At 59.1% G+C, this 14,398-nt stretch carries 15 protein-coding genes and 1 tRNA gene; 1 reads left to right on the top strand and 15 read right to left on the bottom strand.

Annotated elements, in window-relative coordinates; genetic code table 11:
- Positions 1-56: 56 nt before the first annotated feature.
- The 14 genes from CI603_RS02895 to metA all read right to left on the bottom strand — a co-directional run bounded on the left by CI603_RS02895 (position 57) and on the right by metA (position 12,426).
- On the bottom strand, positions 57-929 hold the full coding sequence (locus CI603_RS02895) for an amino acid ABC transporter ATP-binding protein (protein WP_121912963.1): 873 nt from the start codon (positions 927-929) through the stop codon (positions 57-59).
- Entirely contained in the window at positions 922-1,596 is a 675-nt protein-coding gene (locus tag CI603_RS02890; protein ID WP_121912962.1) for an amino acid ABC transporter permease, read from the bottom strand. Before CI603_RS02890 ends, CI603_RS02895 begins: the two co-directional genes overlap by 8 nt.
- Entirely contained in the window at positions 1,583-2,236 is a 654-nt protein-coding gene (locus CI603_RS02885; protein WP_046323380.1) for an amino acid ABC transporter permease, read from the bottom strand. The genes CI603_RS02890 and CI603_RS02885 overlap by 14 nt, the downstream gene beginning before the upstream one ends.
- Before the next feature lie 494 nt (positions 2,237-2,730).
- Positions 2,731-2,973: a glutaredoxin-like protein NrdH gene (gene nrdH / locus CI603_RS02880; protein WP_046323381.1), complete on the bottom strand. Its 243-nt coding sequence runs from the start codon at positions 2,971-2,973 to the stop codon at positions 2,731-2,733.
- A gap of 226 nt (positions 2,974-3,199) precedes the next feature.
- A complete protein-coding gene (gene nucS / locus CI603_RS02875) occupies positions 3,200-4,003 on the bottom strand; it encodes an endonuclease NucS (RefSeq protein ID WP_121912961.1) in 804 nt (267 codons plus the stop codon).
- 87 nt (positions 4,004-4,090) lie between these two features.
- Entirely contained in the window at positions 4,091-4,387 is a 297-nt protein-coding gene (locus CI603_RS02870) for a F0F1 ATP synthase subunit epsilon (RefSeq protein WP_046323383.1), read from the bottom strand.
- Positions 4,388-4,389: 2 nt separating this feature from the next.
- On the bottom strand, positions 4,390-5,874 hold the full coding sequence (gene atpD / locus CI603_RS02865; RefSeq protein WP_046323384.1) for a F0F1 ATP synthase subunit beta: 1,485 nt from the start codon (positions 5,872-5,874) through the stop codon (positions 4,390-4,392).
- An 8-nt stretch (positions 5,875-5,882) separates the two neighbouring features.
- Positions 5,883-6,833 carry a F0F1 ATP synthase subunit gamma gene (locus CI603_RS02860; RefSeq protein WP_046323385.1) on the bottom strand — a complete coding sequence of 317 codons (951 nt, stop codon included), beginning with the start codon at positions 6,831-6,833 and terminating at the stop codon, positions 5,883-5,885.
- A gap of 3 nt (positions 6,834-6,836) precedes the next feature.
- The gene (gene atpA / locus CI603_RS02855; RefSeq protein ID WP_046323386.1) at positions 6,837-8,495 is read right to left on the bottom strand and encodes a F0F1 ATP synthase subunit alpha; all 1,659 of its coding nucleotides are present in this window, start codon (positions 8,493-8,495) and stop codon (positions 6,837-6,839) included.
- 46 nt (positions 8,496-8,541) lie between these two features.
- Positions 8,542-9,369: a F0F1 ATP synthase subunit delta gene (locus CI603_RS02850; protein ID WP_121912960.1), complete on the bottom strand. Its 828-nt coding sequence runs from the start codon at positions 9,367-9,369 to the stop codon at positions 8,542-8,544.
- Positions 9,370-9,420: 51 nt separating this feature from the next.
- Positions 9,421-9,963, bottom strand: coding sequence for a F0F1 ATP synthase subunit B (locus CI603_RS02845; protein WP_046323388.1), 543 nt, complete (start codon positions 9,961-9,963; stop codon positions 9,421-9,423).
- A gap of 50 nt (positions 9,964-10,013) precedes the next feature.
- Entirely contained in the window at positions 10,014-10,241 is a 228-nt protein-coding gene (gene atpE / locus CI603_RS02840) for an ATP synthase F0 subunit C (RefSeq protein ID WP_015022486.1), read from the bottom strand.
- A 131-nt stretch (positions 10,242-10,372) separates the two neighbouring features.
- Positions 10,373-11,188, bottom strand: a complete 816-nt coding sequence (gene atpB / locus CI603_RS02835; RefSeq protein ID WP_015022487.1) for a F0F1 ATP synthase subunit A — start codon at positions 11,186-11,188, stop codon at positions 10,373-10,375.
- Between the two features lie 191 nt (positions 11,189-11,379).
- Positions 11,380-12,426, bottom strand: a complete 1,047-nt coding sequence (gene metA / locus CI603_RS02830) for a homoserine O-succinyltransferase (RefSeq protein WP_121912959.1) — start codon at positions 12,424-12,426, stop codon at positions 11,380-11,382.
- Positions 12,427-12,521: 95 nt separating this feature from the next.
- Between metA and CI603_RS02825 the strand changes: the two genes are divergently transcribed.
- A tRNA-Met gene (locus CI603_RS02825) sits at positions 12,522-12,598 on the top strand.
- 194 nt (positions 12,599-12,792) lie between these two features.
- On the opposite strand, the gene CI603_RS02820 is transcribed toward CI603_RS02825, so the two are convergent.
- On the bottom strand, positions 12,793-14,319 hold the full coding sequence (locus CI603_RS02820; protein ID WP_121912958.1) for a DUF2130 domain-containing protein: 1,527 nt from the start codon (positions 14,317-14,319) through the stop codon (positions 12,793-12,795).
- Positions 14,320-14,398 lie beyond the last annotated feature (79 nt).

The following is a 14,398-nucleotide window of genomic DNA, read 5'->3' as shown; positions in this document are numbered from 1 at the left end:
GCCGCCCCTGAAGGCGGTTCCGGCGAATACCACCGGACGAATATGCGAAGTCCTCATCAGGACTCCTGATCCTGGTCCTGATCCCGCCTGCGCTCATAGGTGAAGGTGGACAGGAAGCGTTGCGCCCGGTCACTGGCCGGGTGAGTGAAGAAGGCCTCCGGATCGTCGGACTGCTCAACCAGTGAGCCTCCATCCAGGAGGACGATGTGGTCGGCGATGCCCCTGGCGAAAGCCATCTCGTGGGTGACGATCATCATGGTCAGCCCCTGGTCGGCCAGTTCCAGAATGACCTGGAGGACCTCGCGGACCATCTCAGGATCCAGAGCAGCCGTCACCTCATCGAAGAGCATGATCTCGGGATGGAGAATGAGTGCCCGGCAGATGGCCACCCTCTGCCGCTGGCCGCCCGAAAGCTGGCTGGGCCAGGCATCCCGGCGGTCGGCCAGACCTACCCGGTCCAGCAATTCCAGAGCCTCCTGACGTGCCTGGTCCCGCTTGCGCTTCTGGACCAGGACGGGCGCCAAGGTCACGTTATCCAGAACGGTCCTATTGGGAAAAAGATCGTAGCTCTGGAAGACCATGCCGATCCTGGTGCGCAAGTCAGAGCTGCGACTGCCCGACATAAGGCCGCCAGGACCTCCGCTGCGGTTGCCCAGGGGGTGGCCGGTCTCCACCACCTGACCGTCCAGAAGGATGCGGCCGCCCTGTATGGGCTCCAGTCCGGCTATGGTCCGCAGCAGGGTGGACTTGCCTGAGCCTGATGGGCCCAGGACCACAAAGACCTTCCCCTTGGGCACCTGGAATGAGATGTCATTGAGCACAGGGCTCTGCGCCTGCGGATACTGCTTGACCAGATGCTCCACGGTCAGCACCACCCGTTCCTCCTGGTCATTTTGTGGCTGGTTCGCCCTCGTTTGCCCCTCAGTCATGGGCCCACCTCTTTTCCAGATGCCGGGCCGCCAGAGACAGGGGCCAGCAGATGAAGAAATACATGAAGAAGATCACCCCGTAGATCCACAAGGTTGCTTGAGGATAAGCGAATCGGTTGGCATCGATGATCTGCTGGCCGACCTTGATGACCTCGATGACGCCCAGCAGGGCAGCCAGAGAGGTGGTCTTGACGATCCTGGTGGCCAGGTTGACACTTGCCGGCAACAGTCGGCGCAGGGCCTGCGGAAGGATGATCCTAGAGAAGGTCTGCCAGGACCCCAGTCCCAGCACGTAGGCCGACTCCACCTGGGTACGGGGAATGGACTCCAGGGCCCCGCGGACCAGATCGCCCAGCTCGGCCCCGCCCCAAAGCACAAAGACCAGCAGGCAGGCACCGGTGGCGTCAAGATTCAGGTTCCATGCCCTGGACAGCCCATAGAAGGCGATGAAGAGCAGGGCCAGCTGGGGCATGATGCGGATGAAGTCCAGATAGACCCTCATCAGGAAGCGAATCAGGGGGTTGCGCAGGGTCATCAGCCATCCGACCACCAACCCCAAGGGCAGGGAGAGTAGAACCGAGACGCCGGCTATCCAAACGGTCACCCAGAGCCCCTGGAAGAGCCTGGGCATGACCCCTGGCTGGAAGAGCACCTCAACGCCGTGCATAGTCGAACCTCCGCTCAAGAATTGTTCCGATGACGGAGATAGGCAGCAGTATGACCAGATAGGTGACGATAAGCAGGGTCAACGACTCGTATGTGTCGTATGAGGTACCCATCAGATCCTTGGTGACATACATGACATCGGCCAAAGCGATGGCCGAGACCACCGATGATTCCTTGATTAGGAAGATGATGTTGGCCACCACGCCCGGTATGGCGCTGCTCAAGGCCTGAGGCAGCACGATCCTGGACAGGGTCTGGCCTCGGGTGAATCCCAGAACGCGGGCTGACTCGATCTGCACTCGAGGCACCGCCTCCAGTCCCCCACGCATGGCTTCGGCCATATAGGAGCCGCCCAGGAAGGCCAGCCCGACGATGGCGCAGGTCTGGGCGCTCCAATTGACCCCGAGCTTGGGCAACCCGAAGTAGAGGAAGTAGAGCTGAACCAGGAGCGGGGTGTTTCTCGACAGTTCGATGTATATCCTGGCCACCTGCGAGAGCAGAGGGACCCTGAAGACCTCCAGCCCGGCGCAGACCAGCCCGATCAGCATGGAAAACACCACGCCAAAGAAGGAGATGAAGACCGTGACATAGGCTGCATTGACGAAGAAGTGCAGATTCTGCGCCATAAAAGTCCAATTCATACCCTCACCTCCCTACTCGCTTGAGTCCTGTTCATCGTCTCCTCTTCACTGCTTTCCGCTCGCTTCCCGCCGACTGCGGCATATAGTCGCCAATCCTAGAGAAGACGAACCGTTTTCCTTTGCTTTTCGATATACGAATACCGGATACCGCGTTATCATCCGCTCTCACAGCAACTTGAACGGTGATTCGTATCCATGCCGCAGCCGAACGGCAGGAATGAGATGGCCTTAGCCCGCAAAGGCTGATCGACCGGTACACTCCACAGACGACAGATGATCGCTCTGTCATTGCAATACCTATCAACCGAACAGTGCCAAATCAAACAAGGCCAACTCATTAAGCACTTGCAGAACAATAATCAGCCAATTACTCGCCTACCCAACACCTACTAACCAAGTAGGCATACAAGATGATTTTCACTGCCCCGACTGCTCGCCAAACTATCAAAAAAGCCCGGTCCACATATTCGTGAACCGGGCTCCGAGTGCTTTGATCAGGCAAAGACCTTGGCGCTCTGTGCTATCTTCCTGATCAGATCGGGGCGATACCCGCTCCACGTCTCCTGGTCAGTGACTACGATAGGGGTCTGCTTGAATCCCTGGGCGATGAACTGGTCAATCAAGGTCTGATCCTCGGTCAAATCCACCTGCTCGAACTCCAGCCCCTGCTTGGTCAACTGACGCTTGGTGGCATCACACTGGGGACAGTGCGCCTTGGTGTAGACCGTGATGGACATGATCGCCTCTCCCTTAAATGTAGCCGTGGTGTTCCAAGCTCTATAGCCCTCTGCTCGGAACCTGATGATTGCACTCTACACACTCCCAGGCGCTGGCACAATACCACCTGTAGTGGCGTGTCAGGCCATAAACCCCAATATCTAGTAGCCTTTCAAGTCCTGCAGATCTAAGCGAGAATATATGTGAGCTATCTTACATACATGTTGTTTAAGACCGAAAACTGGCTTAGAAGAGGGTCAGTTCGTCGCTGTCAGCGCCCTTCATGGCCTCGTAGTCCAGGATTAGGCACTCGAATCCCCTGTCCTCGGCAAGAACCCTGGCCTGGGGGGTGATGGTCTGAGCAGCGAAGATCCCGCGGACAGGGGCCAGCAGAGGGTCGCGGTTGAGCAGGCGGCAGTAGCGGGTCAGCTGCTCCACCCCGTCAATGCCGCCGTGCCGCTTGATCTCAATGGCTACATGCCGTCCCTGGCCGTCCACGGCCATGATGTCCACCGGGCCGATGGGCGTGGGATACTCCCGGCGAACCAGGGTGGCTCCTGGGCCGATCCGGTCGATCTGTTCGGCCAAATAGCGCTGCAGATGCGCTTCCACGCCATCCTTGACCAATCCCGGATCCTCTCCCAGGTCGTAGCTGTCGTCGGCATATACCTGGTAGAGCCTGATGGTGAGCACATCGCTGGATTTGACAGCCGAAACGCGCAAAACCTTGCGTACATGCCGAGACTGGTCCTGATCCTGCTCCTGGGCAATCAGCGCATCGGGCGCGGCGGCTTCAGCTACCTCATCCGGACCGGTTCCAGCCACGGAACCAGACTTGACGCTCACGCCGTCCTGGCTTGCCTCTTCGGGTTCGATTTCCCTGATGGTACAGGGGGCGCACATCCAGTTCAGTGGCTTGTAGGAGCCCAGCTCCGAAAAGATCAGACAGCTCATGTCGGCCTTGATCAACAGGACGCGTCTGGCCGGCGGCAGGCTGGCATTGAGACGCCCGGAGTATTCGGCGGAGCAGTCGGCAACAATGATTCGCACAGGTGCCAATATATCAGTCGCTGCTCCGGGCGGAAAAGAAAAGCCCGGCCGATGCAAGTGCACCAGCCGGGTATAAAAGGAAGGAAGTCAGGACTTTTGGCCCTGATCAGCGTCCTCCAGGTAGTGGTCCACGGCCACAGTCAGCTTGTTGCTGTCGAAGGAGGCGAATCCGCTGTCCACATGGAAGGACTGACGACCGCCATCGGTGGCCTGAACCCGGATGTTGCCCTCCTGGAGCAGGGCCAGCACCGGCTCGTGGTCAGGCATGATGCCCATGGACCCCTGGGTGCCGGGCACGGTGACCGACCGCGCCTGGCCCGACCAGATGGGCCTGTCTGCCGAGACGATGTTGACCTGCATGGAGGCCTTGCCCGTGTCCGCCATGACTACCGGTATTCCTTCTGCATATCGTGCCACTTGTGTTCAAGGTCGTCGATGCCGCCGATGCCGGAGAATGCCTGCTCGGGCACGTCGTCGTAGGCGCCGTCACAGATCCGGGTGAAGGCCTCGATGGTCTCGTCCGCAGGCACGTAGGAACCCTTGCGGCCGGTGAACTTTTCGGCCACATAGAAGTTCTGGCCCAGGAACTGCTCGATCTTGCGGGCGCGGTTGACGGTGGTCTTGTCTTCCTCGCCCAGCTCGTCGATGCCAATCAGAGCGATGATGTCCTGAAGCTCCTTGTTCCTCTGCAGGATGGCCTTGACCCGGTTGGCGCAGTCGTAGTGGGCCTGTCCCACATAGCGCGGGTCCAGAATCCTGGAGGTGGATGCCAGCGGGTCCACAGCCGGGTAGATGCCCTGGGAGGCGATGTCACGGCTGAGCTCGGTGGTGGCGTCCAAGTGGGCGAAAGTGGTGGCCGGGGCCGGGTCAGTGTAATCATCGGCCGGCACGTAGATGGCCTGCAGGGAGGTGATCGAATGACCACGAGTGGAGGTAATCCTCTCCTGCAGGGCACCCATCTCGTCGGCCAGATTGGGCTGGTAGCCCACGGCCGAAGGCATGCGGCCCAGCAGGGTGGAGACCTCGGAGCCGGCCTGGGTGAATCGGAAGATGTTGTCGATGAAGAGCAGCACATCCTGATTCTCCACGTCGCGGAAGTACTCCGACATGGTCAGGGCGGTCAGAGGCACGCGCAGACGGGTCCCCGGGGGCTCATCCATCTGTCCGAAGACCAGTGCAGTCTTCTCCAGCACGCCGGCCTCGTCCATCTCGCCGATCAGATCGTTGCCCTCACGGGTACGCTCGCCGACGCCTGCGAAGACGGAGACACCGCCGTGGTTCTGCGCCACGCGCTGGATCATCTCCTGGATGAGCACGGTCTTGCCCACGCCTGCGCCGCCGAACAAGCCGATCTTGCCACCCTCCACGTAGGGAGTCAGCAGGTCGATGACCTTGATGCCGGTTTCGAACATCTGGGTCTTGGACTCCAGTTGGTCGAAGGCAGGCGGGTTGCGATGAATGGGCCACCGCTCGGTGACCTTGATCTGCTCACCCTCCTTCTTGTTGAGGATATTGCCGGCCACGTCGAAGACGTGCCCCTTGGTCACGTCGCCCACGGGCACCGTGATGGGCCCGCCCGTGTCGGTGACGGTGGCGCCGCGGACCAAGCCGTCGGTGGGCTTCAAGGCCACGGTGCGAACCGTTGAATCGCCCAGGTGCTGCTCCACCTCCAGCATGATGGTGGTCAGCGACTCGCCCTCGGTGTCCGAAGACTTGCTCAGATTCACGGTCAGGGCATTGTAGATGTCCGGCAGATGACCTGCCGGGAACTCCACATCGATGACCGAACCCTGGACTCGGGTGACGCGCCCCTTGGAGGCCGAATCCGGCTTGTGGCTCGCTGTGGTCGGCTGTTCTTGCTGTGCAACCATTGGCGTTCCTACTCTTCCTCTTTGTTGAGCGCATCGGCGCTGCCGACGATCTCGGTAAGTTCCTGCGTGATGGCCGCCTGACGGGTGGCATTGAGCTTGCGCGTCAGGTCGTCGATCAGCCCCTTGGCGTTATCAGTGGCGGTGTGCATGGCGTTCTGTCTGCTGGCGGTCTCCGAGGCGGCCGAGGTGAGCAGGCATTCATGGATGCGCGACTGAATGTACTTGGGCAGAACGGCATCCAGCACCTCCTGGGCACTGGGCTCGAAATCATAGAGGGCCGCATAGCGGTCGCCCTGGCGTCCATGCTCGTCGTCCGGCACGGGGGCATCAATGGCCTCCTCAGGCTGCTCCTGGTCAGGCCTGATCAGCTCAAGGGGCAGCATGCGCAGCACCCGAACCTCCTGCACCACCATGTTGATGAATTCAGTGAAGACGATGTAGAGCTCGGAAACGCCCCCCTTGGCCGCTGGAGTCATGTAGGTTTCCAGCAGCGCCTGGGAGATCTCCCTGGCTACATCCACACCGGGCCGATCGCTGTCGCCTTCCCAGGTCTTGACGATGCTGCGGTTTCGGTAACGGTAGTAGGAGACGCCACGGCGACCGTAGACGAAGAGCTGGGGCTGTCGGCCCTGCTGGTCCAGGCGGGCCAGCAGAGACTCAGTCTCGCGGATGACCGAGGAGGTATAGGCCCCAGCCATGCCGCGGTCGGCCGTCAGCGCCAGCACAGCCACCCGCGGGTTCTTCTCGTCCTTCCTGACAATGGGGTGACGGATGTCGTCCGTGTGGGCCACCAGGGCCTGGACTGCATCGAAGATCGCATCAGAGTAAGGCTTCGCTTCCAAGGCCACGGTCCTGGCCTTGGCGATATGCGAGGAGGCTATCATCTCCTGGGCATTGAAGATCTTCTCCAATGCCGAAGTGGAGGCGATCCTTGACTTGAATGCGAGTTGTGAGGCCATGGTCTACCGCTTCCCGGCCTTGCTGCCACTCTTGCCGTCGGCCACCAGCTTCTCCTGCTGGACGGCCACCGGCTGCTCCTGATCCTGATCGGCCTTGTGGCCGTCCAGAGTCTGACCCTTGTGGGTCACAAAGGTCTTGGCGAACTCGTCCACGGCCTTGTCCAGGGCCTTTTCGGTATCGTCGGTGAAGTCCTCCGTGTCGCGGATGGTCTTGAGGATGTCGGTGTTGTGATCCAGGTAGTCCAGGAGCCCGGACTCGAAGGGCAACACGTCCTCCAGGTCCAAATCATCCAGCTTGCCATGGGTGCCCACCCAGACCGAGACGACCTGCTTCTCCATGGAGTAAGGCGTGAACTGAGGCTGCTTGAGCAGCTCGGTCAGCCTGGCGCCGCGGGTCAACTGGGCCTTGGAGGCCGCATCCAGATCCGAGGCGAACATAGCGAAGGACTGCAGGGAGCGGTACTGGGCCAGAGAGATCTTCAGAGTCGAGGAGACTTTCTTCAGAGCCTTGGTCTGTGCGGCGCCGCCCACGCGGGAGACGGAGATGCCCACGTCCACAGCAGGACGCTGATTGGCATTGAACAGATCGGACTGCAGGAAGATCTGGCCGTCGGTGATGGAGATCACGTTGGTCGGAATGTAGGCCGAGACGTCGTTGGCCTTGGTCTCAATGATGGGCAGACCGGTCATGGATCCACCGCCCAGGTCATCGGAAAGCTTGGCACAGCGCTCCAGCAGACGCGAATGCAGGTAGAAGACGTCACCAGGATAAGCCTCACGCCCCGGCGGACGACGCAGCAGCAGGGAGATGGACCGGTAGGCCTCGGCCTGCTTGCTCAGGTCGTCAAAGACGATCAGAACGTGCTTGCCGCCGTACATCCAGTGCTGGCCGATGGCCGAACCGGTGTAGGGGGCTATGTACTTGAAACCTGCAGAGTCGGAAGCCGGGGAGGCCACGATGGTGGTGTACTCCATGGCGCCGGCCTCTTCCAGAGAGGAACGGACCGAGGCAATGGTGGTGCCCTTCTGGCCAATGGCCACATAGATGCACCGCACCTGCTTCTTGGGGTCTCCGGACTCCCAGTTGCGCTTCTGGTTGATGATGGTGTCGATGGCAATGGCCGTCTTGCCGGTCTGCCGGTCGCCGATAATCAGCTGACGCTGGCCGCGTCCGATGGGTGTCATGGCGTCGATGGCCTTGATGCCGGTTGCCAAGGGCTCGTCGACGGGATGCCGGTGCATGACGTCGGGGGCCTGCGCCTCCAGAATTCTGCGGCCCTCGCTTTTGATTTCGCCCAGGCCGTCAATCGGCTCGCCCAAGGGGTTGACCGTACGCCCCAGATAGCCGTCACCAACGGGCACTGACAGCACCTCGCCGGTCCTGTGGACTTCCTGGCCTTCTTCGACGCCTGCGAAGTCGCCCAGGATGACCACGCCGATCTCTCGGGCGTCCAGGTTGAAGGCCAGACCCAGCGTGCCATCCTCAAAGGTCAGCAGCTCGTTGGCCATGCAACCAGGCAGTCCCTCCACATGCGCAATGCCATCACCGGCCGTACGGACGTAGCCCACCTCCTGGGTGGGGGTGTCCGTCGGCTTGTAGGACTCGACGAACTGGTCGAGCGCCTTGCGCACCACGGCGGGATCAATGGTCATTTCTGCCATGATCACTCCTTATTTCTGTTCTTGTTCAAGTCTGTCGGTTCTCCGCTCATCCTGCCACGGCCATCCGCCGCCGCAGGTGCTTCAGCTGGGTGGCCACCGTGCCGTCGGTGGAGACCGAGCCGTACTGGACCTTCATGCCGCCCAGGACCGAGGGATCGACCACCGAGTTGATGTGGACCGGCTTGCCCAGCTTGCGCCCGTAGGCATCCTGCAGACGACTGACCTGCTCGTCTTTCATGGAGACCGCCGTAGTGACGGTGACCATGACCTGATCCATGTGCTCGGAGAAGCGGTCCACCAACCAAACAATAGTGTCAGGGAAGCGCCGTCCGCGCAGATCGATGGTGGCGTTCAGGGCCATCTGTTCGGTGACCGGATGCATATGCTGCCCGGCCAGGAGCGCCCTGAGCAGGTCGGCTCGAGATCTGGAATCGCTGTATTCATCCGAGAGCCGGAAGAGCACAAGAGGCATACCCAGCAGGGCCGAATGAATCTCAGCCAGCTCGCCGGCCACCTGGTTGGTGATGCCCAAGGCGTCGGCGTAATAGGCGGTGGCATCCACCGACATGTCCTCGGCCGCGTTGGCGATGTGCACCACACGGCTCCACTGATGATCAGTCAGATCATGGAGGATATCCACGGTCAGCGGATCGGCCTTGTCAGCCAGGATGGTGTCGATCACCTGCCACTTGTCCTCAGCTGGACGGGAGGGGTCGGTCAGCGCACGCTCCAAGGGCCTGTTGGCATCAAGCAGGGCCACGAAGGTATAGAGCTCCATAGCCACGCGGAGGGCATCCTTTCCCTTGCTCTTCAGCAAAGGGGCATACTTGGCCCTGGTCTCCTTGTCGGAGCTCAGCGAAGTCTCTCCTCGCATGTCACCTCCCCTTTCGCGAGACGGGCGCGCCCGTCGTCCGCCAATCAGTCATCATGCCTGCCGCTTGTCCGAGGACTGTCCGCCCTGGTCCGCGATAATCGAGTCGATCATGGAGGACTGCACGGCATCATCCTGAAGCTGCGATCCCAGGATTTTGCCGGCAAGAGCCGTAGCCAGCGTGCCCACCTCGCCCTTGAGCGAGACCAAGGCCTGCTGCTGCTGGGACTTGAGGGATCTTTGGGCGTTCTCGGTAATCTGGTTGGCCTCGGTCTCTGCACGGGTCCTGGCATCCGCCACGATCCTCGAGGCCTCAGCGCGGGCGTCATCCCGGATCTGGGATGCCTCCACACGAGCCTTGCTCAGCTGATCCTGATACTGCTTGCGGGCCTGATCCGCCTCTTCACGAGCCTTGGCGGCCTTCTGGATGTTGCCCTCAATCTTGGACGAGCGCTCATCGAAGATGGCCTGGAACTTGGGCATGAAGAACTTGTAGAAGAAGACGGCCAGGATGACCAGGATGACCAGCGACCACACAATGTCATAGATCTGGGGGATGAATAGCTGAATCCCCTTGCCTGCCGCTAGAGCGTACATTGGCTCCTCCTTTCCCTTATCGAAGCCGGATCATGCAAGAATCGCACGGCTCAGGCGATGAAGAGCGCCACGAAGCCCAGCAGGGCCAGCACCTCGATCAGAGCCAGGCCGATGAACATGGTGGTGCGCAGCTGTCCGCTGATCTCAGGCTGGCGAGCCATACTCTCGACGGTCTTGCCGACGGCGATGCCCAGACCCAGCGCGGGGCCGAGAGCTGCGATGCCGTAACCCAGGATGCTCAGATTGCCGGAGACCTCAGCAAGTGTGATGATGTCCATTTATTTTCCTTTCCTCCACCGTTGCCGGTTCTTGGATTGTGGTTCAGCCCCGACCCCCGTCTACTGGTCGGAACCGACGAATATGTGGGCTGCGACCGCCTGAAGCGCCGACCGCGGCTTTTCTTTTCCGCTCAACCTTCCTCAGGGTAACTCATGGAGATGTAGACCGTGGTCAGGATGGCGAAGATATAGGCCTGAAGGGCCGCCACAAAGATTTCAAAGGCAGTCAGGGCAAAGCCCAGAACGAACCAGCCCACACCAGCCAGGGCCAAGAGCTTGTTGCTGGCCTCAATGATGTAGAACTGCGTGAAGGCCAGGCTGACAGCCACCAGCAGATGGCCGGCGATCATGTTGGCAAAGAGTCGAATGGTCAGGGAGGCCGGCTTGACAATCACCATCTCCAGCAGCTGGATGGGCGTCAGAATGATATAGAGAGGCCAGGGCACTCCAGCCGGGAAGAGCTCCGATTTGAAATAGCCCCAGACACCCTGCTCCCGGAATCCCGTCACCATGTACTGGCAGAAAGTCCAGATGGCGAACACCAAAGGCATGGTGATGGTCGCTGTTGCCGCGATGTTCATGCCCGGCACGATGCCGCAGAGGTTGAAGACCAGGATAGTCAGGAAGATGGTCGTAATCATGGGCACGTAACGCTTGCCCCGAATCTCGCCCAGGGTGTCGTAGACGACTGAGTCGCGGATGAACTCAATGACCCATTCAATAGCCCCCTGCCAACGGGAGGGGATCAGCTTGGCCCTGGCGGCCGTGATTCCCAGCACCAGAAGGATGATGACCATGGCCACGAACCTGATCAGGATGATCCTGTTCATGGCGAAGGGCGTTCCCTGGAAAAGAATCTCAGGAGGCAGGAAATCTTCGATGGTGGGTAGCTCGCTCGGCTTGGCCATGGCCAGACTGAAAGCTTCACTTCCCATTGCCTCTAGCATCTATCGCCTCCTGAACGACACAGTGAACACTATAGCGCGTATGCGACTCATGGCAGCACCGTATCGGTAGTGTAGCCCACACCAAGAGCCACGGTAACCATGGATTCATCCAGTGTGTCACAGATAGTGGCCACAGGTCGAATCCGCCCCGCGGTGTGGACGGGTTGATAACGAATTTAATCCAAACGTCATCAACTATTAACAACGCCAGGAATAAGACCATATCCGTCACCTGCCAAGGGACGATACCCATCAGTGCGTGGACATCCAGGAGCGTGTCTGATGGTTCGGTCGGTGCCTAGTTGGCCCGCCGCCCGCAGAGTCGGCACCTGGTCCAGATCGTAAGGAGTGGTCTCGTATACCCAGTTCAGCCAGTTGCGCCAGAGCAGGTTAGCGTGGGCCCGCCAGGAGAAGACCGGCTCCAGTGCGGGATCGTCATGTGGGTAGTAGTTGACCGGGAAAGGCACCTGGTCCAGGCCCTTGGCCATGTCACGCTGGTACTCGTGAGCGAGAGTGTCACGGTCATACTCCCAGTGGCCCAGCACGAAGATCTCTGAGAAATCCTGGGTGCTGATAAGCCCTGGCCCTGACTGAGGACCCCAGGTCAGCACTTGCAGATCAGGACAGGCCCGCACTTGGCCCTCGTCCACCCCGGCCCAGCGGGAGTGGGGCTGCAGGGCAATCTCGTCGAAGCCATTGGTGATGAAGCAGTACTCGTCTTGCAGGTACTGGGGGAAGACCCCGAAGACCTTGCGATCCAGGTTGCGCTTGGCGATGCCGTGACGGTAGTAGAGCCCGGCCATGGCCCCCCAGCACAGATACATAGTGGAGAAAACGTGGGTGGACGACCAGTCCAGAATGCGGGTCAGCTCCTCCCAGTAGTCGACCTGCTCGAAGTCCATCTGCTCCACTGGGGCACCCGTCACGACAAGACCGTCATAACAGTTGTCCTTGAAGGAATCCAGATTCTCGTAGAACTTGACCAAGTGATCCATACTGGTGTGCACAGCCTGATGAGTGGAGGTCTTCATGAAGTCGATCTCCACCTGAAGCGGTGACTTGGAGATCAGCCGCAGCAGCTGGGTTTCAGTCTCCACCTTGGTAGGCATCAGATTGAGGATGACCAGCCTGAGCGGACGCATCTCCTGGCGCTCCGCCTCGTGGCTCTCCAGGGCGAAGATACGCTCCGAATCGAGGATGGATCTGGCCGGCAATCCGGTGGGGATGGTGATAGGCATGACTCCATTATGGCCCAGCGTAGGCCTTCCCACACACGGACTTGACAAGCGCGCTGGAATCCGTAACATAGATAACTGCTGTGTTGAACAGCCGACGCGGGGTGGAGCAGTTCGGTAGCTCGCTGGGCTCATAACCCAGAGGTCTCAGGTTCAAATCCTGACCCCGCTACCAATAAGGCTCGGAATCGTTTGGATTCTGAGCCTTTATTTCTTTATATCGTTTTTCTGTCTCAGCGTATTTGCGGCCGTTCGGAACACTGGCCAGTATGGTGCAGTCAAATATGGACGGACGATGGACGACCCAACCACAAAGTCAGAGATAGCCGTTTACGTCCATCACCTTACATGACTGCACCGTTCATAGTCTCAGTCTCCTATTGCTTTGGACTTCTTTATTTCGTCGAATTTGGCTTTCATCGTCTCATTGTTTCTGGTCAGTCTTCGTATGGTCACATCCTGCGCCTTGTTGTTGGCCAGACGAAGCTGGTTTTCAGAACCCAGCAGGGCGTCCTTGATCTTGTTCAGGTGATTAATGGATTTGTCGATCTCCTCCACTGCGGTCTTGAACTTCTTAGAAGCAATATCGTAATTGCGGCCAAAAGCACTCTTGAAGGAATCCAGCTCTTCCTCGAAATGCGTTATATCGATGTTCTGTGCCTTCACCTCTTCAAGTTCATTCTTGTATTGCAGAGAGTTCTTGGCGGCATCACGAAGCAGGGTGATTATCGGAATGAAGAACTGCGGACGAACAACATACATTTTCGGGTAGCGATAGGAGACATCCACGATACCCGTGTTGTACAGGTCGCTGTCAGGCTCCAGCAGGGAGACCATGATGGCGTATTCGCAATGCTTCTCATGCCTGTCCTTGTCGAGCTCCTTGAAAAAGTCCTCGTTCTTGTGCTTGGTGGATGTGGTGTCCATCTCATTCTTCATTTCGAACATGATGGACACGATCTCCGTGCCGGAATCATCCCAGTCGCGGAAGATGAAGTCGCCCTTGCTGCCCGTCCTGGCATCGTTGTCCTTCTCGAAGTAGGCATGAGGGAAGGCCGTGGATCGCAGCTTGTTGAACTCGATCTGACAATGCTGCTCAAGCGTCTCTCCCACCATCTTGGTGGACAGCTTCGCCTTCAGATCACGCAGCCGCTCAATCTGCTCGTCACGATCCTGGATCTGGACCTCGTAACGCTCCTTGAGGGACTTGGCCTCGACCTTGCTCTGCAGCTCCGCCTTGTCCAGACTGCTCTTCAGCTCCGCTATCTCGGAATCCTTGTCTGCGACAACCGCCTGCAGCTGCGACTTCAGCTGCTCCTTGGAGAGCTTCTCCTCCGATTCCTTCTGAAGCTGCAGCCTCTCAAGCCTGCCCTTGAAATCATCACGCTCCTTCTCCACCGGACTCAGCGCTTGGGCAAGCTCCTGCTTCTTCTGCAACTCAAAAGCATCCAGTTGATTCTGCAATTTGACGATCTCGGCATCTTTATCTGCAGCCGCCTTCTGCAGCTCGCTCTTGGAATTGGCCTCTGCCAAATCGAGCGCCTGCTGCTTCTCCGACTCGGCCTTGTCCAGCTTGGCGCTCAGATCGTCTTTCTCTTTCTCGACCTTCCTCAAGGCTTCTGAAACAGCCAATTCCTTTGCAGCCTGCTCGGATTCCAGCTTTGCCTGCAGCTCCTGTATCTGGGCGTCCTTAGCACTTTTGGTCTTCTGCAGCGTCTGCTCGGCCTGCGCCTGGTCCAGTTCACGAATCTTGCTATTCTCCCTTTTGGCCTGCTCAAGCCGTTCATGAAGCTGCCTGTCAAAATCCTTGTCACGAACCTGCTTCAGGATATCGGCATATCCGGCCTCGTCAATAGTGAATGCGGTTCCGCATTTGGGACAAACAATCTCAGGCATATACAACTTTCTCTTTCCAAACCTGTGTTAAAAACAACCCTTGCTCTAAGCAGTCTGCATTGAAAACTGAATACTTATG

This window comes from Bifidobacterium sp. wkB338 (assembly GCF_003688325.1).
Lineage (GTDB): Bacteria > Actinomycetota > Actinomycetes > Actinomycetales > Bifidobacteriaceae > Bombiscardovia > Bombiscardovia polysaccharolytica.
Note: the sequence above shows the minus strand (reverse complement) of the source record. Positions and strands in the feature narration are given on the sequence as shown.